This is a genomic window from Permianibacter fluminis, from assembly GCF_013179735.1.
GTDB lineage: Bacteria > Pseudomonadota > Gammaproteobacteria > Enterobacterales > Permianibacteraceae > Permianibacter > Permianibacter fluminis.
Window position 1 is genome coordinate 1,474,235 of the sequence record NZ_JABMEG010000001.1, and the last position, 23,917, is coordinate 1,498,151.

At 60.1% G+C, this 23,917-nt stretch carries 20 protein-coding genes; 16 read left to right on the plus strand and 4 right to left on the minus strand.

Features of this window, described 5'->3' with window-relative positions:
• Positions 1–36: 36 nt before the first annotated feature.
• Complete coding sequence (locus HPT27_RS06420; RefSeq protein ID WP_172240618.1) at positions 37–729, minus strand: ChrR family anti-sigma-E factor; 693 nt, start codon at positions 727–729, stop codon at positions 37–39.
• Positions 730–735: 6 nt separating this feature from the next.
• Positions 736–1,410, minus strand: coding sequence for a sigma-70 family RNA polymerase sigma factor (locus HPT27_RS06425; protein WP_172240621.1), 675 nt, complete (start codon positions 1,408–1,410; stop codon positions 736–738).
• A 234-nt stretch (positions 1,411–1,644) separates the two neighbouring features.
• Between HPT27_RS06425 and HPT27_RS06430 the strand changes: the two genes are divergently transcribed.
• Both HPT27_RS06430 and HPT27_RS06435 read left to right on the plus strand, forming a co-directional pair.
• Positions 1,645–3,045, plus strand: a complete 1,401-nt coding sequence (locus HPT27_RS06430; RefSeq protein WP_211197872.1) for a DUF4397 domain-containing protein — start codon at positions 1,645–1,647, stop codon at positions 3,043–3,045.
• A 40-nt stretch (positions 3,046–3,085) separates the two neighbouring features.
• Positions 3,086–4,681 (plus strand): alpha/beta fold hydrolase, encoded by a 1,596-nt coding sequence (locus HPT27_RS06435; protein ID WP_172240624.1) that lies wholly within the window; start codon positions 3,086–3,088, stop codon positions 4,679–4,681.
• 54 nt (positions 4,682–4,735) lie between these two features.
• On the opposite strand, the gene HPT27_RS06440 is transcribed toward HPT27_RS06435, so the two are convergent.
• Positions 4,736–5,083, minus strand: coding sequence for a putative signal transducing protein (locus tag HPT27_RS06440; protein ID WP_172240627.1), 348 nt, complete (start codon positions 5,081–5,083; stop codon positions 4,736–4,738).
• 85 nt (positions 5,084–5,168) lie between these two features.
• Positions 5,169–5,663, minus strand: coding sequence for a cytochrome C (locus HPT27_RS06445; RefSeq protein ID WP_172240630.1), 495 nt, complete (start codon positions 5,661–5,663; stop codon positions 5,169–5,171).
• A 229-nt stretch (positions 5,664–5,892) separates the two neighbouring features.
• Here HPT27_RS06445 and dusA point away from each other — a divergent pair, with 229 nt between their 5' ends.
• The 14 genes from dusA (at position 5,893) to HPT27_RS06515 (ending at position 23,806) form a co-directional block, all read left to right on the plus strand.
• Positions 5,893–6,897, plus strand: a complete 1,005-nt coding sequence (gene dusA / locus HPT27_RS06450) for a tRNA dihydrouridine(20/20a) synthase DusA (RefSeq protein WP_172240633.1) — start codon at positions 5,893–5,895, stop codon at positions 6,895–6,897.
• A gap of 285 nt (positions 6,898–7,182) precedes the next feature.
• Positions 7,183–7,926: a PspA/IM30 family protein gene (locus tag HPT27_RS06455; RefSeq protein ID WP_172240636.1), complete on the plus strand. Its 744-nt coding sequence runs from the start codon at positions 7,183–7,185 to the stop codon at positions 7,924–7,926.
• Positions 7,927–8,038: 112 nt separating this feature from the next.
• Positions 8,039–8,293, plus strand: a complete 255-nt coding sequence (locus HPT27_RS06460; protein WP_172240639.1) for a PspC domain-containing protein — start codon at positions 8,039–8,041, stop codon at positions 8,291–8,293.
• A gap of 191 nt (positions 8,294–8,484) precedes the next feature.
• A complete protein-coding gene (locus HPT27_RS06465; protein WP_172240642.1) occupies positions 8,485–8,916 on the plus strand; it encodes a copper chaperone PCu(A)C in 432 nt (143 codons plus the stop codon).
• 52 nt (positions 8,917–8,968) lie between these two features.
• Entirely contained in the window at positions 8,969–9,916 is a 948-nt protein-coding gene (locus HPT27_RS06470) for a PIG-L family deacetylase (protein ID WP_172240645.1), read from the plus strand.
• Between the two features lie 226 nt (positions 9,917–10,142).
• Positions 10,143–10,685, plus strand: a complete 543-nt coding sequence (locus HPT27_RS06475) for an RNA polymerase sigma factor (protein WP_172240648.1) — start codon at positions 10,143–10,145, stop codon at positions 10,683–10,685.
• Positions 10,682–11,215 (plus strand): hypothetical protein, encoded by a 534-nt coding sequence (locus tag HPT27_RS06480; RefSeq protein ID WP_172240651.1) that lies wholly within the window; start codon positions 10,682–10,684, stop codon positions 11,213–11,215. The genes HPT27_RS06475 and HPT27_RS06480 overlap by 4 nt, the downstream gene beginning before the upstream one ends.
• 199 nt (positions 11,216–11,414) lie before the next feature.
• The gene (locus HPT27_RS06485; protein ID WP_172240654.1) at positions 11,415–12,308 is read left to right on the plus strand and encodes a DUF4097 family beta strand repeat-containing protein; all 894 of its coding nucleotides are present in this window, start codon (positions 11,415–11,417) and stop codon (positions 12,306–12,308) included.
• 582 nt (positions 12,309–12,890) lie between these two features.
• A complete protein-coding gene (locus HPT27_RS06490) occupies positions 12,891–16,745 on the plus strand; it encodes a beta strand repeat-containing protein (RefSeq protein WP_172240657.1) in 3,855 nt (1,284 codons plus the stop codon).
• Entirely contained in the window at positions 16,742–17,650 is a 909-nt protein-coding gene (locus HPT27_RS06495; protein WP_172240660.1) for a hypothetical protein, read from the plus strand. Before HPT27_RS06490 ends, HPT27_RS06495 begins: the two co-directional genes overlap by 4 nt.
• A gap of 2 nt (positions 17,651–17,652) precedes the next feature.
• Positions 17,653–19,872, plus strand: a complete 2,220-nt coding sequence (locus HPT27_RS06500) for a hypothetical protein (RefSeq protein WP_172240663.1) — start codon at positions 17,653–17,655, stop codon at positions 19,870–19,872.
• 97 nt (positions 19,873–19,969) lie between these two features.
• Complete coding sequence (locus HPT27_RS06505) at positions 19,970–20,725, plus strand: hypothetical protein (protein WP_172240665.1); 756 nt, start codon at positions 19,970–19,972, stop codon at positions 20,723–20,725.
• A gap of 77 nt (positions 20,726–20,802) precedes the next feature.
• Entirely contained in the window at positions 20,803–23,040 is a 2,238-nt protein-coding gene (locus HPT27_RS06510) for a CHASE2 domain-containing protein (RefSeq protein WP_172240667.1), read from the plus strand.
• Positions 23,041–23,215: 175 nt separating this feature from the next.
• Entirely contained in the window at positions 23,216–23,806 is a 591-nt protein-coding gene (locus HPT27_RS06515) for a hypothetical protein (RefSeq protein ID WP_172240670.1), read from the plus strand.
• The last annotated feature ends 111 nt before the right edge of the window (positions 23,807–23,917 follow it).

The following is a 23,917-nucleotide window of genomic DNA, read 5'->3' on the forward strand; positions in this document are numbered from 1 at the left end:
GGCGCCGTTTGTTTTTCCGTTCTTTTTGCCGGCTGATCAATACAACGCGCGAATCAGCGGATTGAACCAGCGGCCCACCGGGCCGGTCAGTCGCAGCGGTGCCGACTGCACGGTCAGGCACAGGCAGTCTTCGTTTTGCACTGCGGTCGGCGTGTGCTCAACGCTGTCATCGACGACCAGAAAATCGCTGCTCTGATACAAGCCGTGTTGATCCGAAAACGAACCATTCAGCACCAGCGTGATTTCGGTGCCGTCGTGGGTGTGCTGCGGTACTTTGCCACCGGCCCGAATATGATGCAGCGCGATCAGCGTGCCATCCGGCAACTGCTTCAAGGTCGCTTGCCGGACACTGCCGCTGAGCCGGGTCCATTTGCGCGGCAAGCCATTGGGCAACAGTTTTTGCAGTGGCGCCGGCAGCGCCGAACGGCTCGCTGTCGCTGTCGATCCGGTGTTAATGGCATTGGCGGCATTGCCGGTAGCGGGCGAGTGCGCGCGGTCGGAACCCGGCTCCAGTCGGCGCAACATTTTTTGCCAGCTGTCGCCGCTCATGGCGCTCGGTGGCAATTGCTCCAGCAAATTGCCACCGAGCTCATTGAGCGTGCTCAGTTGCAACTGGCAGTGCGGGCAGTTCGACAAATGCGCGGCGGTGGCGAGCGCATGGGCGCTGGCCATGTGACCACTGGCATAGGCCAGTAACCAGTCCGCGCTCGGGTGATGGCTTGCAGACATATGTGTTTATCCTTGGCCAAAACTGGCGTGCAGCCGCTGCAGTGCGAGCCGGATACGCGATTTGACCGTGCCCACCGGCACGCCGAGTTCCGTGGCGATTTCCTGATGGGATTTATCTTCGAAGTAAGCTTTCTCAATCACTTCGGCTTGAGCCGCCGGCAGTTGCGCCATTGACAGCCGCAACTCGCCACCGCGCAGCAGCAAGTCGGCCTGTTCATCGGTCGGCATGCTGTCGTCTTCCAGCACCGGCCACAAATCGTCAACGGGCAACAGCTCGGTTGGACCGATGCGCCGGCATTTGGCGTCGATGTAGCGGTTACGGGCGATGGTGAACATCCAGGTACTGACCCCGGCTTTGCTTTGCTGATAAGTCTCTGCGCGGCGCCAGACCAGCAGCATGGTGTCCTGGGTCAATTCTTCGGCAGAGGCCGGATCGGCGCCGAGCCGGACAAAGTAGGCCTTGATGCGCGGGCCGAAATACTGGAACAGCGTGCCGAACGACTCGGTGCAGCGCTCGCGGGCGACCCGTTGCAGGCAGGCGGCGAAGGTGTCGGCCTTACCCTTGTCGACGTTGTTGACCACCATGCGAGGGGCAAACCGGGCAGCGGAAGAAGTGGCCGCATTGTAACCCGGGCGTGATGCGGCGCCCGGTGCTGAAGTGCGTGAATCGCTGCTTGCCATGTCTCGTGCTCGGCTGGCGGTCTGATGCTCACTGTTACGGTCCTGAGGCCCGGCCGGATCAGTGCTGTCGAGCGCTGAACTCGGCAAATTGCCGAATCTGTGCCGCCAGTCGGATTTTTCGCGCACTGGCCCCGAGCAAAGTGATCGCCCTGCCGGCCTTGCCCCGTATTCCTGCCCCGACCGCCAGCTGTTGTGTGCGGGGAAACCTTAGGGATAACAGGGGGTAAGCAAATCATGTCTATGTTGATGGGCAGGAAGCTGCTGAGCTGGCTCAGCGTGCCGGTGCTGGCCTTTGCCGTGTCTGGCTGCGGCGTATTCGATGGCGATGATGACGATCCGGACCCGTTGCCGGCGCCAACCACCGCCAAGGTCCGGGTGGTGCATGCCTCGCCGGACGCCCCGCCGGTCAACGTCGTGGTCAGCGGCAGCACCACGCTGCTGAGCAACTTCGATTACGAAGCTATTTCACCGCTGGTCGAAATCGGCACCGGCGATTTGCAGGTCGCGGTCAACGGCATCCTGCCGGGTAGCACGCCGACCGTGATCGGACCGGCCACGCTGACGCTGGCCGCCGACAAGATCTACACCGCCATTGCGGTGGATTACGTCGCCGACATCGGTTTGGAGCTTATCGAGGCCGATGACACCGCCGTCGCCAGCGGCCAGACCCGGGTCACCGTGTTCCACGGCGCGCCGGCCGCACCGCAGGTCGATGTCTACGTCACTGCGCCGGACGCCGCGCTTGCCGATGCCTCCGCGCTTGGCAGTTTCGCGTTCCGGGAAACGCTCGGTCCGGTCACGGTCGCCAATGCCGACTACCGCATCCGGGTGACGTTGGCCGGCGACAAGGACTCCGTGGTGTTCGACAGCGGCACGGTGCCGCTCGCCGGTGGCGATCTGCTGCTGGTGGCGAGCGAAAACATCCTGAACAGCGAATACGGCAGCGATTATTCGCCGATTAATTTGCTGGTCAGCGATGGCAGCAACCCGAGCAGCGTCATTCGTGACGTCAACACGCCGGCGGCGCTGCGCGTGGTGCATGCCTCGCCAGACGCGCCGGCGGTGGATGTTGTGGTCAATGACAACTTCGCCGAACCGCTGGTCGATGCGCTCACCTATCCGGACTTCACCGGTTACGTCCGGGTACCGGCGGACAGCTACAACGTCAAAGTCGCGGCCGATGCCGACAACGATATCGTTGCTATCGACGCCGATCTGGATCTGTCCGCCGGCAGTGTCAGCAGTGTGCTCGCGGTTGGCGAACTCGCCGACATCGAACCGCTGGTGCTGACCGACAATCCGCGTCGCATTGCCACCGAAGCGCGGGTGCGCTTGGTGCACGGCAGCCCGGCGGCTGGAGCCGTCGACATTTACGTCGTCGCACCGGGCACCGATCTGAACACGGTGACGCCGAACTTCAGCAACGTGCCGTTCAAGGCGGACACCGGTTACGTGTCCTTGCCGGCCGGTGATTACGATGTGGTGATCACGCCGACCGGCAGCAAAACGGCAGCCATCGGTCCGCTCGCGATCAGCGTCGAAGCCGGCGGCATCTACACCGCAATCGCCCGTGATGAAGTCGGTGGCGGTGGTCCGCTGGGCGTGATTCTGCTCGACGATTTCAACGTGATCTAAACGCGCGCTCTGCCAACATGCCCGGCTATACTGGCCGGGCATGTCATCGCTTCCTCAAATTGATTTCTCGCCACTGTCTCCGGTCACTGCCGTGCTTGCGATGCTCGGTTGCCAGCCGGACGATGACGCTTGGGTGCTCGGTCAAAGCGGACCGGCGTTGACGCCGGCAGCGAGCGCGGCGCTGACCGTATGGCGCCTGCAGCAAAGCCTGCGGCAGCTGTTGGCGGTGACGCCGCTGTGGGCGGCAAGTCTGCAGTCGCCGATCGTTACGGCAGAGATTCTGGCGGCGTTTGCCGGCCATCCGTGGCACGCCTTCCTGCAACAACTCTGGTCGCGCTGGCGCGCTGCGGTACTCGCTGAGCATGAGCGCTCGAACGAAGAGGCGAGAGCTCCATCGGGGCAACATACTGACGCGGATTTGCCGTCGCTGACCACCGCATTGCGTGTCTGGCAACGCGAACATGAACGGTGCTGGCAGGCGCTGTCGGCGAACGAAACCGCGCAATTATTGATCGCCGCCAGCTGGCCCGGCTTCGACGCCATGTTGAGAGTCAATCCGAGCGCCAACCCGAGCATCTTGTCTCGCGCGTCGCAGCAGTCTTTACCCGCCAGTTGGCAACAAACCCTGCAGACAATGGCGCAACAAGCAGGCCGTTTGTCAGCGCAAGCCATTCAGCAACCGGCCAGCGCCGAGCCGGGCGAACGCGCCGTGCATTGGCAGCAACATGGCGCCCGCTTGATTCGCTATCCGGCGCCAGCCGATGCCACGCCGATTCTGCTGGTGTATGCCTGGATCAACCGGCCGGACGTGCTTGACTTAAGTCCGCAGCAATCGCTGATCGCGTGCTTGCAGGCACAAGGGCTGGCCGTGTGGTTGCTGGATTGGGCCGACAGCGGCGCGCACGGTTTGACACTCGATGACTATGTCGAGCAATTGCTGCAACCGGCGCTGCAAGAAGTTTGTCTGGCGAGCCAGCGTTCGCGGGTTTCGGTGCTTGGTATCTGTCAGGGCGGTACGCTGGCGCTGAGTCTCGCGTTAAAGCAGACGGCGAAAAATGACAGCACCATCGCGTCGCTGTCATTGGCGGTGACGCCGATTGATTTTCACAGTGCGGACGATCGTTTGTCGGCGTGGTCGCAAACGTTGCCAGCCGCCAGTCTGGCAACCGTGCAAGCGCATTCGCCCGCGACGCTCAATCTCGCATTTCTCAACCTGAAGCCGTACAGCCTGCGCACCGGGAAATATCTGTCGCTGCTCACGCAGCCGTGTTCGGCGGCGGCGCTGGCGAATTTTTTGCGTCTGGAACATTGGCTGCTCAGTGGCCCGCTGCTCAGTGGGCCGGCGCTGGCGACTTATCTGGAGCGGTACTATCAGCACAATATCCTGTGTCGAAATGCCCAGAAGGGTGAGTCGCAAACGATGACGTTGGACGCGGTGCAATGTCCGCTGCAAGTGCTGATTGCCGATCAGGATCACATTGTGCCGCCGGCAGCGTCACTTGCCGTGTCGGTCTTGATGGCGTCGCCGGTGCAAATCGAACGCTTGCCGGCCGGTCATATCGGTGTGCTGGTCGGTCGTCAACGCGAGCGACTGGCCGCGCAGGTGGCAGCGTTTGTCCGCACGGTGAATCGATAACGAGGTAGAGAAGCGGGATGGCGCTTGGTTATTGGTGCTGGTTGCGCGTTTCGCTCACGCCCGCACCGTGCCGCAAGACCAGCAGGCATCAAAAGTCGCTTCACAATCTTCGCCGCAATGCTGGCAATGCCAATTCGGTTCGTTGCTGTGTTGCTGCGTTCGCCATTCTTCCAGCAGCAATTCGGCGCGCGCGGTTTCGTTGGCATGCAGCACCCAGACGCTGGGCAGGGTATCGAAACCCATCGGCAATTCGCCGCGCATCGAAAACAGGGCATCGCCCTGCACCTGTACGCTGATGCCTTGCGCTTCCAGAAAGCCGCGCAACAGATGCGCCTCGAACGGATTGTCAGCGGTATAGAGCTTGTGCATGATGATCATCGTGGCGGCGGTTACTGACAACATAGCACAGCCATTACCACCACTGATTTGTCCGACGGATGCAGCCAAGGCTGGCGACAGCAAGCAACCGCTGCCGCCAGCGTTGCCATCACTCGAACGAAATGACCGGAGTGGCAGCCACCGCGCCCGGCGGCAATGCCAGCGGTGCGGCTTGTCCGGCCGGGCCAAGGCTGCGAATGAAACGATACAGCGCGCGTTTGTCCGGCTCGGCCATCTCGCGCAGATTGAACCACGGCATCGGTGGCCGCAGCGGCGACGATGCCAGCGCGATCCACTCATCCTCGCTGTGCTGTTGCACCGACAGCCGCAAATTGGCCGGGTAGCTCACGCCCCACGGTCCTTTCCAGCCCACCGAATTCCCCGTCAGCCAGGCCGACTCCGGCACCTTGCCGGCCGTTTCCGGATAATTCGGGGTGTGGCAGTCATTGCAGCCACCAATCGTGGCGAGATAACGGCCGCGACTGATGTCGGCATTCTCGGCCTTGCCGCGCGGATCAGCCTGCGCGATCTGCGGCACCATCAGCGGCAACACAAGCACACCGGCGAGCGCCAGCGCGCGCGACAAATTGACGAACCTAAGCATGATTCCTTTCCTTTTGCGAACAAGCTGGCGGGAACAGCCCCAACTGACGGTTCGGCCCGGGTGGCAAACCGGCAGCTCCAGCGCCGCGAACACTAGCGCGCTGCGCCGCCGGCCGTTGCTAAGACTTTCGTAAATTCACCGTTGTTTAGAAACTGCAACAGGAGCCGGGAGGCGTTAACATACGCGCCGGGTTTCGTCGGCCGGTTGTGGCCGCCTAGAGGTAGCACGAGTGTCTGTAGAGCTTTCCCGCCGCTTCAGTGTTGCGCCGATGATGGATTGGACGGATCGGCATTGCCGGTATTTTCTCCGGCTGATCAGCAAGCATGCTTTGCTATACACCGAGATGGTCACCTGCGGTGCGATTTTGCACGGCAGTCGCGATGCCCAATTGAAATTTGATCGGTTTGAACATCCGGTGGCCTTGCAGCTGGGTGGTTCGAATCCGCAGCAATTGGCGCAATGTGCCCGCATTGCGGTCGATTATGGTTACGACGAGATCAACCTGAATGTCGGCTGTCCTTCGGATCGGGTGCAGGAGGGCAAGTTCGGTGCCTGTTTGATGGCCGAGCCGGAGCTGGTCGCGGAATGTGTGGCGGCGATGAACAGCGCCGTGGCGATTCCGGTAACGGTGAAGCACCGCATCGGGATTGATGACAAGGATTCCTGGGCCGAGTTGGTCCGCTTTGTCGAAGTCGTCGCGGCGGCCGGTTGCCGCAGTTTTACCGTGCATGCCCGCAAGGCTTGGCTCAACGGTTTGTCGCCAAAAGAAAACCGGGAAATTCCGCCGCTGCAATACGACACGGTGTACCGGCTCAAGCAAACCTTTCCGCAACTGGAAATCATCATCAATGGCGGCATCACCCAGTGGTCCGCTGTTGCGGAACATTTGCAGCATGTCGATGGCGTGATGATCGGCCGCGAGGCGTATCACAATCCCTGGTTTCTCGCCGACGTTGATGCGCAGTTATTTGGTGATCACAGTACCGCTACCACGCGTGCTGACGTGCTGCGCGAATTTGCCGAATATGCCCGTTATCAACTCGCGCATGGCAGTGGCTTGCAGCATCTGAGTCGGCACATTCTCGGCCTGTATCATGGCCAGAAGGGCGGCCGCTTGTTCCGCCGTGTGCTGTCGGAACAGGCACACAAGCGCGGCGCCGGCGTCGAGGTCTTGTTTGTTGCGCTGGCTGCCGTTGAGGCGCAACAGCGCGAAGAGGCGGCGGCGACCGAGTAGGGTTGGCGCTGCCGCGCTCGACTGTTAGCGCGCCCTTTCTCTGTATTGTCTTCATTGGTGGCGCGGGTTAGTCCGCGCTGCCCAGCTTCTTGCAAGCGAATGGTGAAATTCGCCATTCGATGGTGGCCATGCTCATGTGCCGCTGTCACCTTTCCCTGTCAGTCCTTGTAAATCAAGCAGTTGCCTGCGCCTTGCGGGTTGGCATGGTGGTTGCGATATGACTGCTATCGGTCAGTTGTCTTCCGTCATGCCGTCTCCGGCATGAGCCCGCACAGGAGTCCGGCGATGGCGCTGGAATGGTTCAAACAGGAAATGCGCGCGCTGTGGCCACAAGGCCAGCGCTGGTTGCAGGCGATGCGGCATGAGCTGGTGCGCGTGCAGGCGCTGCATCGGCGTGAGCGCGCCCGCGAACGGGTGTTGCAATCCGAACTGGCGAATGCCCGTGCCGCGCTGGCCAGTTGGCAAGCCCGTCGCGATGTTGCAGCCGGTTTGCCGCGTACCGAATTGGCTGAGGCGGCCGCGGTGGAAGTGCAGCGCCGCGCTGCCGAAGTCGAGGCGATTCAAGTGGTGCTGGCCAAGCAAAGCGAGCTGGTCCAGACGCTGACAGAAAAACTGACGGCGATGGAAGCGCGGTTTGTCACGGCGAGTGAGCAACACCACATGCCGCGCCGGCCGGCGCTGCTGATTGCCAGCACCTTGGCGGAACTGGCGCAGCGCGAGCAGCGCTTTGCCGAATCCGAACAGCAATTGCAGCGTCAGCGCTTGCAATGGGACGCGCCGCTGGCCGGTGCCGCAAGCGACATGACAACGCCTGTGCCGTTTACCCGGACAGAGCCGGACGTTGGACCCGCGACAGAATTGTCGTCAACCGAGCTCACCCCGCAGGCGACCACGGTGGCGGCAACCGCGGCCAAAACAGACGCTGCGACAGACTCTGCAACAAGCGCCGCGGAAAACGCCGAACCAATCGCCGATGCAGATTTTGTTACAGCTGCCTCGTCAACTGACAAACAGGAGCGCGCACCATGAATGCAGCGTATCAATTGTTGGTGGTGATGTTCAGTCCGGTGTTGGTGTTCAGTTGCTGTGCGGCCCTGGTTTCCGTTTGGGACCGTTATTGGCGCAATCGAGGAGTGTGAACATGAGTGAATGTCCCTACTGTGGCCGCAAAAATGCGGACGAGCGTTACAGTGGTCGTGGGCCATTCCGGGCCGCCCATGGTGGCAAGGTGTTTGGCGTTTGCGCCGGCATTGCCGACCATTTTGGTTGGTCGCGGTTTTCCGTCCGACTAGTGACCATTCTGGCGTTGGTGTTTTTCTTCCCGGCGACGCTGATTGCCTACTTCCTGGCGGCGCTGCTGCTCGACCGTGAGCACGAGCCGCATTACGACGTCTGAGTTCTACCCAACTCGGCTTTTCCCGTCATCCTCTTCAGCCGCCGGTCCGCGACCAATTGCCGCAGACCGGCCGGCTGCCCTGAACTATAATCCGCGGCCAGAATCTGACCGGTCCCCGCTTCGGGTTGCCTGATCCGAAGCCCGTCTTGCGGTCGCTCGCCGATTTCGGTGAGCGCGCGGAGTTTGCCTTGATGCGTACCCTGTTCTCGCTGTTATTGATAACGGTTTTGCCGGTTCTGGCGCCGCCATTGTTGGCCGCCGAAGCCACCGGCATCACGGTGCAGGACGGTTATGTCCGGTTGCCGCCACCGGGCAGTCCGGCCGCGGCTTACTTCACGCTGAAAAATGCCGGTGCCGCGCGGGCGCTGGTTGATGCTGACTGTGCCTGTGCCGGCATGACCATGATTCATGAATCAGCCGAGAAAAATGGCATGGCCACCATGCGCCATGTTGATAGTGCGCCGCTGCCACAAGGCGGCGAGCTGGTGCTGAAGCCGGGTGGTCTGCATGTGATGATGATGCGCCTGCAGACGCCACTGAAACTCGGCGATTCGGTGCAGCTGACTCTGAAATTTGCCGATGGCGATACGCTCGCCATCACGCTGCCTGTGCAAGCACGCTGAGCCTGTTGTGCGTTGCCAACCTGATTGTTACCGCACGCCGAGATCCGGCTTCGTGGGCCGGGCGCTGCTCGCGCTGTCGGTGCTGTTGCTGGCAAGCACCAGCACCAGCACCTTCGCCAAGCAGAAAGCGCCGGCCGTCGAACCGGAAGATGCCTGTGTCGGCAGCCGGATTCTGTCCATCGTCGCGCATGCCGATGACGATCTGTATTTCATCAATCCGGCGATCGATGCCGCCATTGCGCGCGGCGCCTGTGTCCACACCGTGATCGTCACGGCTGGCTATGTCGATGAACCGGACAACAGCAAACGCTTGGCCGGATTGAAAGCGGCGTATTCCTTCATGGCGCAGCGGCCTGATGCCCCCGCGCGTCAGGACTGGCAGGAACAATGGTTGCTCGTCGCCGGCAAACCGGTGCAGCGACTGACACTGGCCGGCCAGCCGAAAATCCAGCTGAGTTTTCTGCACCTGCCCTGTGGCGCTCACGACGACATCCGGCCGCGCCAGCCCGCGACCTTGTACGAGCTTTACACCGAACACGAACGCAGCCACACCATCGGGCCGCAAGCCGGCGTCGACTACGATGAGATCGCATTGGTTGCCGTGTTGAAGGCGCTCATAAACGACTGGGACCCCGACACGCTCTATACCCTGCAGCCCAATCGGCCCTTCCCGGTCCGGCACAGCCGGCCCGGCGGCGAAGGCGCTCACCCTGATCACGTCATCGTTGCCCGGTTGGTGCTGACGGCGCTGATCGGACAGCCACGGGTGCGGGTGGTGCGCTTGCATGACGACTATCCCATTCAGGATCTGCCGGCCAACCTGTCGATCGAGCAGGCGACCCGCAAAACCGAGGTAATGCGCGCCTATTGCCGCGAAGATGTGCGTGGCTGCGCCAACCCGGACACCCTGCAACCGGCTTGCCGCGCCGAAGACGCTGATGGCTGGGGCGAGGCCTGGCTCTGCCGGCACTACCCGCAGCGCATTCCCAACCGCGACTGACTGTCGCGCAAGCTGCCCGATGGCGTTGAGCCGCCAGTCGGGTGGGCTGAATAAATTTCCCGCACGCCTTCAAACCCAGACCGCGATAAACGCGTCCGAAGGGCATTGGTACAGCAAAGCTGTGCAAAAATGGGGGACCATCGTGCAGGTATCAGCCGCCTTGGAGGCGACCGTTTTGGACCAACCCGCCAATGTCACCCCAATCCGGCCTGCTGCCGGCGCCGGTATGACCGAGCAAGAGCAAGCCGATGAGCAATTGGCGCTGACCGTTGCCCGTGCCCAGGCAGGCGACAAAGCGGCGTTCGCACAGCTCTATCGCAGCCAGCATCGGCGCGTCTACGCCCTGTGCGTGCGCCTGTTGGGGGATCGGCAGCTGGCGGAAGAGCTGACCCAGGATGCCTTTGTCAAAGCCTGGCAGCAGCTGCACAGTTTTCGCGGTGAGGCCAAGTTTTCTACCTGGCTGCACCGGGTCACCGCCAATGCCGTGATTTCCTATCAGCGCAAACATGGACCGTGGCTGCGCTGGTTGAAAAAAGGCGGCGGCGATGACGAGATTCCGGAAACGCTGAGTCACGAAACGCCGGGCGAGGCCCGTGATCTGGAAGCCGCGATTGCGCAGCTGCCAGTGCGTGCCCGGCAAGTGTTTGTACTGATGGATATTGAAGGTTATAGCCACGAAGAAACCGCCGCCGCGCTTGGCATTGCCGAAGGCACCAGCAAAGCGCAGTTGTTTCGGGCCCGCGAGCTGTTGAGAGGAATGCTGCAATGAGCCATGAATCAATTCATCACGAACACGCTGGCGCAAGCAAGCCGGAGTGGTTGCAAGCCGAGCTCAAGCAGCTGCCGAGTGAACTGGCGCCAGAGCGCGATCTGTGGCCGGAAATCGCCCAGCAAATCAGCAAGCCGGCTCGGCAGCGTTGGCTGCCCGCTGCGGTCGCGGCCAGTGTACTGGTCAGTGCCATGTCAGCGGTATTCACCTGGCAGTTGTATCAACAGCGCTCTGATGATGCAGCGCTGGCCAGCAGCCAGCAACTGCTGCAGCAGATTGAGTCGCCGTATCAATTGGCACGCACCAGTTATGCCGAGCAGTGGCCGACCTTGAAAACCAATCTGGATCCGGAAACAGCAGCCACTGTCGAGCGCAATCTGCAAATCATCCGGACGGCGCACGAGCAACTGGCCAAGGCGCTGAACAAGCAGCCGGATGATCCGGCGCTGCAACAATTGCTGCGGCAAACGCTGGCAAAAGAGATCGAGGTTTACCAGCTGGCGGAAAACGCCTCCCGGGTATCGATTTGAGTTATGCCGGAATTTTCCCGGCAAGAAAGCCAGAACAGCGGCCGGAAAAAAACACCGGGCCGCGAAAACGATTCAAACCCGACGCAAGCGGTTCGCGTCTCAGTATCAGAACCCCGACGGTAGCACCGCGCTACCGACACCATGCAAACCGGCGTTAGCGCAAAGCCTGTGCGGCGCCAGCACTTAACAGGAGTTGGACATGAACAAGATGCTGCTGAGTCTGATCGCGCTGGCTCTGGCACCGCTGCTGAGCGCGGCCGCCCAAGCCGGTGAAGCGGTCAACCTGAGCCTGGATGCCGATGGCAAAGGCGAAGTCACCATCGACATCGTTCGCGGTGACATCACTGTGATCGGCTGGGAGCAAAACAAGGTCAGCGTGGAAGGTAATCGCGATGACAAGAGCGAAGCTTTTGTCTTTGAACGCAGCGGCAACACCATTCATATCGAAGACAAACTGCCGAACAATGTTCATCGTGGCGAGGGCAGTAAACTTACCGTGAAGATTCCGCGGACAAACAGTCTGCGGGTCGAACTGGTCTCGGCCAATCTCAACGTTCGCGATGTCGCTGGGCGTAGCGATCTGAGTACCGTCAGCGGTGATCTGAAGCTGGAAAAGCTTGGTCATGATGTTGATGTCGAAAGCGTCAGCGGCAATATCGAGCTGCGCGGTGCCGGCAAGGAAGTGGATCTGGAAACCGTCAGTGGCGATATCGATGCCTACATCACCACTGAACGCCTGCACGCCGAAAGCGTGTCCGGCAATGTCAAGGTCCGCAACGAAGGCACCTTGCGCAAAGGCGATTTTTCCTCGGTGTCGGGTGACGTCAGCATCGAAGGCGCGCTGTCTGATGACACCGATGTGGAAATGGAAAGTGTCAGCGGCAATCTGGTGTTGTTCGCCCGTGGTGCAGTCAATGCCCGCATCGAAGCCGAAACCGGCCCCGGTGGCGATATCACCAACGAGCTGACCAACGAAGTCCCGGATGAGGCGGAGTTCACCGGCGCCGAAAGTCTGGACATCAAGGTCGGCAATGGCGGTGGCCGGATCCAGGCCTCGGTGGTCAGCGGCGAGATTGCCTTCCGGAAAAAATGACGCGCAGTCAGTTAATTCCCGTGCGTGTCAGCACAACAAAAAGGGGCGGCCAACACCGCCCCTTTTTGTTGCCGCAACGTTGTCAGACGGTGCCCGTATCGGAGCGTCGGTTGAGGCGAATGTGCGGCGTTTTCGCACGCCGTCGTAAGCTTTTGTCCATCCGTGCTGTCGTCTGGTGGCGCCAGTTTGCGCATGTGTTGGCCAGCCATTGATGGGCTCTTGATCGGCCTTGATATGCAAGGCGTGGCGACATCGGTCGCAGTTCTGTCGAACGGGCGCTGCCCACTGGTCGGTGCAGCCCGCGGAAAATTGCGCAGATCGTGGCGGTAAGCTGGCCGCCGCTTCGTTTCTATCGAAACCGCTGATTGACGGCTGTTGTCGTCGCAGTCGAACACCGCCCGGCAGATTCGGCGACAGCCTTGATTGGCGGCCCTGGCCGGGATTATCCGTACCGGCACGGCTGGGTTACACTGGGTCGATAACACGAAGCCGGCGAAGGGAGTTTGACCGATGCTCTGGGGATGTTTGCAGTACCGGGGGGACGGGGACAGCCAAGTCACTGACCGCAACCTTGCTTGCTCCATGCCGAGCGGGCAGCCGCGATCCATTGCTCAAGGTGGTGGCCGGTCGCGACTGATCAGCCTCTGTGCCTTGCTGATCGGCCTGCTGCTGATCATCGCTATGCCCGCGCCAGTGCATGCTGCTGGTGCGGCCGATGCCACTTACAACGGTACCGATGGCACAGCCAACAATGTTTTTGCCAGCTGCACCGGTTGCCATAGTGCCGGTGGCGGCCAGACACCATTCCTGGATTCCTATGCCGCAGTGACGGCCAATTTCACTCCGGTATCCGGTACTGGTATCGGCAGTTGCGGCGGCTCGTCGCAACCGGTTTATCAGTGTGCGAAAACGCTGATCGATGCCAACCTGATGCCGTTTGCCTGTACCCCCGGCGTCGATTGCCTGACCGCCAGTCAAAAGTCGCTGCTGACCAGCTGGATCGCCGACAGCCGGCCGCTGCAGAGCGCGCCCTTTGTCCAGACACCAACGTCTTCCGCCATCGGCAAATACTCGGTCACGCTCAATACCAATGTCAGCGAAAATGGCGCCGAGTCGTCGTTCAGTTTTCATTACAAGAAGAGTTCGGCCGGTGGCTATACCACGGCCACGGTCACCGGCACGGAAGAAGGTGACTTCAGCACCGATTCCGATGGCAACGGTGCCAGCAAGGCAATCAGCAAAACCATCAGTTTAAGCGGCGCCGGCAATTGCGGCACCACGTACAACTTCTTTGCCCAGGGTGTTAACGCAGTCAACACCACCACCAGCGCCAATGGCAGCAACTTCAATACCTTGGCTTGCCCGAGCATCAGCAATATCGCCGACCGCAGCATCAATGAAGACAGTTCAACCGGCGCGGTAGCATTCACGCTGGCTGATGGCAGCAGTACCTGCGGCCTGAGTCTCGGGGCGAGCTCGTCCAACACCACGTTGATTCCGAATGGCAGTCTGGTGTTCGGCGGTTCCTGTGCGGCGCGCACGATCACGGCAACGCCAGCGGCTAATCAGTTTGGCAGCAGCACCATTACCGTCACCGTCAGCGACGGCACCACGACCGATACCGACACCTATGTGGTGACCGTCAACTCGGTCAACGATGCGCCGAGCATTTCCGATATCAGTGATCAAGGCACCTCCGAAGATACCCCGCTGGGCCCGATTGCCTTTTCGATCAGTGACATCGAGACCGCCGCCGGCTCGCTGGTGGTGTCGGCCAGCTCGTCCAATCAGACCCTGATTCCGAATGCCAATATCAGCTTTGGTGGCAGCGGTGGTTCGCGCACGCTGAGCCTGACGCCGGCGCTGGATCAAACCGGATCGGCCACCATCACCGTGTCGGTGTTCGATGGTGTCGATACCAGCTCGGATACTTTTGTCGTGCTGGTGTCAGCGGTCAACGACAATCCGACCATTTCCAACATCAGCAACCAGAGCAGCAACGAAGACAACAGCAACACGGTGTCGTTCACGGTAGCCGACAATGAAACCGCCGCCGGTTCACTGACGGTCAGCGCCACGTCGAGCAATACCGCGCTGGTGCCGAACAGCAATCTGGTGTTTGGTGGCAGCGGTGCCAACCGCAACTTGACGGCAACGCCGCTTGCCAACCAGAACGGCAGCAGCACGATTACCGTTACGGTTCGTGATGCCCAGTTGGCAGCCGCGTCGGATGTTTATGTCCTGACCATTGTTGCCATCAACGATGCGCCGTCACTGGCGACCATCAGCAGTCAAACGGTTACCGAACTGAGTCCGTTTGCCTTGGCGGCGAGCGTGACTGATCCGGATGACAACAACGATGGTAGCGGCGCGCTGACATTCTCGCTGCCAGTAGCGCCGGCCGGCATGACCATCGGCGCAACCGGCATCATCAACTGGACACCGGGCCAACACACCGATGGCAGTTATCCCGTGACCGTGCGGGTGGTGGATGGCGGTGAAAATGGTGCCGGTCCCGCCACCAGCAGCTTCACCATCACGGTGCAGAAACTCGACGGCGATGCCGATACCATTGCCGATTACGATGACAATTGCCCGCTGCTTGCCAACACCAATCAGGCCGACAACGATGTCGACAACAGCGGCGATGCCTGCGATGAAGACGATGACAACGATGGTCTGCCCGACAGCATTGAGTTGGCGCGCGGTCTGGATCCGTTTGATCCGGCCGATGCCAATGCTGATCTCGATGGTGACGGTCTCAGCAACCTGGCCGAGTATCTGAACTGCGTCGCCAATGCCGATCCGGTTTGCGACGCGATTGCGGTGGATTCGGTCGCACCGGTCATCACCACCAACGGCGATCTGACTGTCAACGCCACCGGTTATCTGACCGATGCCGGCGAAACCGCCAGCGCCGAAGATGGTGTTGACGGCACCGTGGCGGTGACGGCGGATGTTCACGGTCCGTTCCGGCCCGGTTTGTATACCATCACCTGGACGGCACAAGATGCCGTCGGCAACACCGCCACCAGCGAGCAAATTATCCGGGTGTTGCCACGTGCCGAAATTGTCCACGCGTTGCAGGTTGGCGAAGGTCAGATCGTGGATCTGGCCGTGCAACTGAACGGTGAGGCACCAGAGTATCCGGTGCTGTTGGTGTACAACGTCGCTGGTAGCGCCAGCAGCAGCGATCACAATCTCGCCAATGGCACGGTCACCATCAGCAGCGGCCAGCTCGGCAACATTCAATTCACGACCACAGCAGACGCCGCGCCAGAAGCCGACGAAACGATTGTGGTGACGCTGACCAGCAGCACCGCCAACGCCACCCTTGGTGACAGCCGGCAAGCGACGATCACCATTGTCGATCGGCCGGTACCACCGGAAGTGCGTTTGCAAGCCGAGCAGGCCGGTGACCCGACCCAGATCATCTACACCGATCTGGGCCTGCTCAGTGTGCGGGCACTGGCAACCGACGCCAATGCCAACACGCTGACTTATGAGTGGCAAGTCAGCGACGACAGCATCAGCAGCAACGCCGCTGGCAATTTGCTGACCATTGATCCGTCCGCGCTGGCAACGGGCACCTTTGCGGTGACGGTGGTGGTCAGTGACGGCAGCCATCAAGTGACGCAGAGTTTGTCGATTCGGGTGGCCGGTGTTGCGCCGGTCTTGCTCGACAGCAATGACAGCGATGGCGACGGCCTCGATGACTTGGCGGAAGGATTGGCTGACAGCGATGGCGATGGCAGCTCGGATTATCGTGACCCGGTTGATGCGCGTAATCTGCTGGTGATCAATGCCAACGCCGCCGATCGGATGAGCCGACTGATCAGTACTGACCCGGGTCTGCAACTGCGGCTCGGTGAACGCGCACTGACAGCACAGCGACAAGGCGCCCGCTTGCTGAGCACCGAGATCACCGACAGCAATGGCGATGTGATCAGCGATGCCGATTACGCTCCACTCGGTGAGCTGTATGACTTCGAGCTGGTCGGGCTGAGCGACACCCAGCGTTATGCCCGGGTAATCATACCGCTGGCCATCAACATTCCACCGCAGGCGGTGTATCGCAAATTGATTGCCGGCAGCTGGCGCAGTTTCCGGGTCGCCGACGGTGATGAAATTGCCAGTGCGTTGATGGTTGATGGCCGGTGTCCGGCGCTTGATGCCAACAGCTGGCACAGCGGTTTGAACACCGGCGAGCAATGTTTGCGGCTGACCATTCTCGATGGCGGCAGCAACGACGCCGATGGCATCGTCAATGGCGTGGTCGCCGATCCAGGTGGCATCGCGATTGCGCGCAGCACACCAGCCGATTCCCCGCCCGATGACGGACCCAATGGTGGCGGCGGCCCCGCTGCCATCGCACTGCTGCTGGTCAGCGCCAGCTTGATGATCATTCGCCGTCGCCGTGGGAGGCATTCAGCATGAGTGGGCAAAACAAATGGCTGCTGACACTTTTGCTGCTAACGCTTGCGCCAATGGCGATGCCGCTATGGGCGGAGGAATCATCATGGTCAGTGGATCTGGATGTCACCGGCGGTTATGACGACAACGTCGGTCGCAGCCAGTTTCGCCGGGACATCGTCGGCGAGTACATCGGCAATCTCGGCGCCGCCGTGAACTATGATTTTGATCTCGGCGCTACCCAGGCGTTGACGGCGCGGGTACTGTTCGAATCGGAACACCACGCGGTAATGAAACCGCTGGAACGGGTCAGTGCCGGCGGTGAACTGGTTTATCGCTGGCAGGGGGAGTTCGGTTTTTTTGAACCGTTTTACCAGCTGACCCTGCGCGGACAGGATGACAATATCGATGTCGATCAGCGCGACTCGACTGTGGTGACGCTGCAAGCCCAGCGCACCCAGCGGTTGACCGACCGCTGGACTTATCTGGTCGGTCTGGAACGCAAGGTGGCTGACAGCGACGGCAGCGTTTTTGATCTGGCCAGCAGCCGCGTGTTTGGCAATCTGGATTACCGCATCGATGCCGATTGGATCAGCTACGGCACGCTCAGTTATATCGATGGCCAGATATCGTCAACCGCGCAGAACCGGTTCTGTAACGATCTGCCGGCAACCGACATCTATCCGCTCGTTGCGGTGTCCGACCAAATCGAACCGGATCAGGCCTTCGCCGACATGTTCTGCGGCAGCTGGCTGGCATATAGGCTTGATGCCCACACCATCACCGCGACGCTCGGTTTGAATCGGTCGTTTGCCGATACCTATTCGTTCGATCTGTCGGTGATGACAATCCGTTCTGAAGCCAAGGACGACAGCGCGGTGGAGTATGACCGCCAGATTGTTCGTGCCAGCATTTTGATGAGGTTTTGATCATGCGCTATGGATGGCCGTTGCTAGCCTTGACGGCGCTGACGCTGGTTGGATGCGGCAAGCGCGACGATACCGAGCCGACGCCGGTCGTCGTCACCGCCGATACGCCGAATACGTTTCTGGTTTTCCCCGATGCCATGCCGGCCTTGGCCGCCGGCAGCTATACCGTTGTCGCTGCAACTGCCAACGCCGGACTCGCCGGCAGCTATCAACTGCAGTTGACACTCGATGATGGCAGCGTGCAGCAGTTTTCCGGCAGCTGGACCAGTTCCGCTGGTCAGGAACCGCTGGCTGCTGGTAATCCGCGCCACAGTTTCACGCTGACAAAAGCGGGTGGTGCCAAGCTGCTACTGACCAGTTCCGTCGATGCGTATCTGTATCTGCTGAAAAATGATCAGATCATCGCCCAGGATGACAACAGCGGCGGCGGCAGCAATGCGGCGTTGGAGTTGGCGGCTAATGCAGTCAACAGTCAGGCCTATGCCGAGGCGTATTACCGGCTGGTGGACCCGAACAATGAGCGCACCACGCTGGCCGACTGGAAGCACAAGAACGGCTTTGATGCCGGCGAACAAGTGCACGTGGTGTTTCGCGACGCCAAGGATCTTGGTTACGGTCGCAACATGCGGGCACGCCGCAATGATGACGGCAGCGTCGCCATTTTTGTCGAGAACTATCTGGTCGAGCTGGTACCGGAAAGTGCCACCAATTACGGGCCACTGAATCTAGAAGCGGCCATTCGGGAAGACCGGCAATACCATGTCGGCACCAATGCGATCGAGTTCAGCCCGATCGATCCGGATGATCCGGATTCGGAAAAGATCATGAAGTTCTTCACCTTTGAGCCGACCGGGACTACAGCCGGTGCGACCCAGAATCGGGTGCTGGAAACCAATCTGGATGGTCGCGGCAAAAAGTTCATGCCGGGTCCGTGTCTGGCGTGCCACGGTGGTCGCATGCTGCCACTCGAAAGCGATGGCAGCTTTCCGCTGATCACTGCCCGCAGCGCCAAATACAACGCGCTGGAAGTCAACGCACTCGAATTCTCCAGCCAGACGGGTTATCGACGTGCCGATCTGGAAGCCGGCCTGCGCGAGCTCAACGAATTTGTTCACGGCACCCACGTTGTGCTGCGCGACCGACCGGCCGATGAAGCCGCGAAATGGAGCGCCGATTTCGCCATTGATACGGCGGCCGGTCGTTACGGTGGCGATGGCCTGCCGCTCACGACTGCAGACGACGATTACGTCCCGGCTGGCTGGCAACAAACCGCGTTCCGGCCGGAAGGCGTTGAGCTGTTGTACAAACGGGTGGTGGAACCGCATTGCAGCAGCTGCCATGCCTTGCAGGGCAATCAGGCCGGCGAGAACGAATTGATTGATGTCGATGGCCAAATGGTCGCGCTGGCGAATTCGGTGAACTTCTCCAGTTACGAGAAGTTCATGGCCTACAACGATCAGATCATCGATTACGTTTATCGCCGCGGCTTCATGCCGCTGAGTTTGCGCAATTACGAAAGTTTCTGGCGCGACCCGACCGGCGCGCCGGCCTTGCTGGCGAGCTATCTGCACGATTTTCCGCTGTTCGACAGCAATGGCAATGTGCAGCCGCCCGGCAATCCGGTTGCCAAGCCCGGTGCCGATCGCATTGTGCATGCGCCGGTGCAGCTGGACGGCTCGGCCAGCCTGTTTGCCGACAGCTATCGCTGGCGCATCGTGACGACACCGGTTGGTGCCACCGCCGCGCTCAGCGATGCGGCCAGCAGCGCACCGGTGTTGAGTGCGGACATGGACGGCGACTATGTGCTGGAGCTGGTAGTCAGCGGCCCACGTGGCGACAGCGCTGCCGCGCAATTGGTTTTGACCGTTGACAGTGCGGCCAGCGATCAGCATCAGCTGACCTTTGTTGACGACATCCGACCGCTGCTCGGTAGTGCGACCAACACCCGCTGCGCCACTTGCCACACCAGCCCGACCTTGAACGTCGGCATTCCGGTGCGCTACGACGATGGCAATCCGAACGTCTATCGCGATGTGCTGGCGCGGATCAATTTTGCCGACCCGGAAAACAGTCGCTTGCTGCGCAAACCCACCAGCGTTCGTCACGGCGGCGGCATGCAGATTGATCGCAGTACCGATGAGGGCCGCGCCACTTACAACACGCTGCTGAACTGGATCCGCGAAGGTGCCGTTTGCGGCAACTCGCCGGGCGTTTGTCCCTGAATGCAGCATTTGATAAATGTACCGGTTGCAGTTCGCAACCGTTGATGATTGCAACAAACGGCCGCTTGCCATCACGCTGGCGACCAAGGAGAGAGCTGTGAAACGTCATGATGAAAATGCCCGCCGCGAGTTTCTGATGCGCGCGATCCAGACTGGCTTGTTTGGCATGGCAGCCGGTTCCGGCTTGCTGCTGCCACGCAGTGCCGAGGCCAAGGGTGGTTATTTGCTGCCGCCGGGACGCTCCATTTTTGATTACCGTGGTGATGTTCGCGTCGATGGCATTCCCGCTACGGAGACCACCTTGATCGGCGCCAACGCGCTCGTTGAAACTGGCAGCAACAGCTTCATCAGCTTTGTCATTGGCAGTGATGCGCACTTGGTGCGGGAAAATACCCGCGTGCAGTTTTCCGGCAATCGCGCCAGCGTTGCGGTCAAGGAAGAAGGCAACATCCTGACCGACGGCCTGCAACTGTTGACCGGTAAATTGCTGTCGGTGTTCGGCCGCCGCGAGGCGACCAAACGCTACAATCTGCGAACCACCACCGCCACCATCGGCATCCGCGGCACGGGTGTCTACACCGAGTCAGCATCTGATCACAGCTATGTTTGCACCTGCTATGGCGCGGTCGATTTGGGCGCCATCAACGATGCCGGCAGCAAGGAAGACATCGTCTCGGCGCATCATGACGCACCGCGCTACATTGCCGCTGACGGTCGCACCGGCACCCTGATTACGCCGGCGCCCATGAAGAACCACACCGACGAAGAATTGATGCTGATCGAAGCGCTGGTGGGCCGGGCACCGCCGTTCGCCTCGGTCAAAGGTTACAAATCACCGCGCAAAGGTTACTGAGCAAAGACGACAAGGGAGGTCATGGCGCAGGGCAGGGGCCATGACCGGCGTATCGACACCAACAACAAGAACCCATCATGTTCCGATTCATGCTTGCATTGCGCCGGGTCAGTCCGTCATCGTGGTTGCGCATCCTGACCGGTTTTGCGCTGCTGGTTTTCTTTTTGCTGCACGTGGTCGGTGCGTTCCGGGTGCCATTGCTAGCCGAGCTGGAACTGGATGCCTACGATCTGCATCTGAACCACACGCTCAGCAATACGGTGGATGATCGGATTGTCATCGCCGATATCGATGAAAAAAGCATTGGCGAATTGGGACAATGGCCGTGGCGGCGTGATCGATTGGCCAATCTGGTCAAAGTGCTGCTCGATAATTACAAGGCCAAAGTCGTTGCGTTCGACATCGTGTTTCCGGAAGCCGATCGCAGTGATGCCGGACCGATTCTGCAGCGTCTGCACGACGGTGCTTTCAATCAGGACCCAGCGGCCCAAGCCGTGCTGGCCGGCTTGCTGACTGAGGTCGATTACGACCACAAATTTGCTGACAGCCTGCATGGTCGCAATGTCGTGCTGGGCTATGTTTTTGATCAGGCCCACGCCAGCCAGCTGAATGCTCTGCCGGCTTCGGTGGCCGAACTGCCGGCGGATTTACACGGCCGTTTGCCGGTGCCGCAACCGAAAGGCTACACCGCCAACCTGCCGACGCTGCAAACCGAAGTCAGCAATGTCGGCTTCTTTGATAACCCCGCCGTTGACGTCGATGGCATTTATCGTCGGGTGCCGTTGCTGCAGGAATATGCGGGTCAGCTGTATCCGTCGCTGGCATTGGTAACGGCCAAGGCGGTATTGCCCAATCCGGAACTGCAGGTTGATGTGCAAGCGGTGACCGACGATCTGTTTGCCGTTGAATCGGTGCAGCTCGGTCAGTACCGCATTCCGGTCGATGCAGCCGGTTCTGTGCTGGTGCCATTCCGTGGCCTGCGCAACAGCTTTGCTTATGTGTCGATCAGCGACATTCTCAATCGCACCCTGCCCGACGCGAGTCTGCAGGGCAAGATTGTGTTGGTCGGCACCACGGCGCCCGGCCTGGTTGATCTGCGGCCCACGCCCGTGCAAAACGTTTACCCCGGCGTTGAGGTGCATGCCAACCTGATCGCCGGCATTCTCGACCAACGCTTGCTGTACCAACCGGAATACATGCTGGCCGCCGAAGTGCTGCTGCTGCTGACCGCAACCCTGCTGATGATTTTTCTCGGAGCCCGGCTGCCGCCGCTGCTCAGTGTCGGGTTTGCTTTGGCCCTGATCGGCATTGTGCTGCTGATCCGCATCGTTGCCTGGAATGGTGGCGTGTTGGTGCCGGTGGTCAATTCGATTCTGCTGATTGCGCTCTTGTACCTGATGAACGTCTCGTACGGTTATTTTGTCGAGTCACGTTCCAAGCGTTCGCTGGCGCGCCTGTTCGGCCAATATGTGCCGCCGGAACTGGTCAGCGAAATGTCGGAAAATCCGGAGAAAATCACGCTGGAAGGTCAGGCCCGTGACATGACCGTGCTGTTCTCCGATGTCCGCGGCTTCACCACGCTGTCAGAAAAAGTGCCGCCGAAAGAGCTCAGCAAATTGATGCAGGCACTGCTGACGCCGTTGACGCAAGTGATCCACCGCCACCGCGGCACCATCGACAAATACATGGGCGATGCGGTGATGGCCTTCTGGGGCGCGCCGCTCGATGATCCGCAGCATGCCCGCAACGCTCTGCTGGCCGCGATTGAAATGCAGCAAGTCGTGGTTCGGCTCAACGATGAATTCAAGCAACGCGGCTGGCCGCCGATTTCCATTGGCGTCGGTTTGAATACCGGCGTGATGAGCGTCGGCAACATGGGCTCGCAATTCCGCATGGCCTATACCGTGCTCGGCGATGCCGTCAACCTCGGCTCGCGGCTCGAAGGGCTGACCAAGCTGTACGGCGTCGACATCATCCTCAGCGAAACCACCAAGGAACGGATGCCGGAGTTTCTGTTCCGTGAACTGGATCGGGTCCGGGTCAAAGGCAAAGACGCGCCAGTCACCATTTATGAACCGGTGGCACTGGCCGAACAATCCTCCGCTGCCGTAAAAGAAGGCCTGGCCCGCTTCCATCACGTGCTGACCCAATACCGCGCCCAGCAATGGGATCTGGCCGAAAAGCGCCTGAAGGATTTTCTGCGCGACGAACCCAACCGCTACATTTACAAACTCTATCTGCAACGCATTCAGCACTATCGCGACAACCCACCACCGAATGACTGGGATGGTGTGTTTACCCATACCAGCAAATAGCCACTAATGGGCTCCCGAGAAAAATCCCCGTTTAAACGGGGATTTTTATTTGCATGGTGCATCAGCTAATGGCTTTGGCGGGTTTCAATTGACGCCAACGTTTCCTCCCCTTGTCAGCGCAATACAGGCTATTCGTGCCGGCATAAGAATGGTCCAGCTCACATTAGGGAGTTTTATGAAGAAAGTTATTGGGAAGATGGTGCGCTCATTGAATCTGACGGTCGCAGGCTTACTGTTGCTCTGCGTACTTGTCGGCGAGAGCCGTGCTGCAGACGTCAGGTCGACAACGCCATTGAGTGCCATTCCAGTTGAGCGCAGTGTCATTATCGACCTACCTATGGCGGGTGAATTGATGCCAGCGGCAAAAGTCAGTATGACTGATAGTTGGATGACATTTGAGTTGCATGCGGCGACAGTTGCTGAGAGTGATGGCTATTACGCGACTCGCTTCACTCTCTTCAAAGGGCTAAAGCTGGTGGTCACTGATATTGAATACATCAATTTGAGCGCCTCTGCACCCTATGCGAACAGCTTAAGTCTCAGTTTGTTCAGTGAGGGTAAAACACCAAACACGATCCAAGTCTATCGTTCGCATTTCGACGATGCCCAGCGCGTTAATGTTCGTGAACGGCTGGTAAGTCCCATTGTAATTCCCGAATATGCCGGTGTGATGCTGCGAACGAAAGGGGCAATTACCGGGATTCGTTTGCGAGGCTACCTGATCGATGATGGTATGGGGTTCGGATTTAAGTCTGCTGCGGATTGATCATCCCGCTGAACAGAGCGTTTCGATGGGAAAGTCTGGCGGTTAGGCTGCGCCCGGATGGAGTGATTTGGAATCCGGGGCTGGGTTCGAATAGACCCAGGAGTTCGCTAC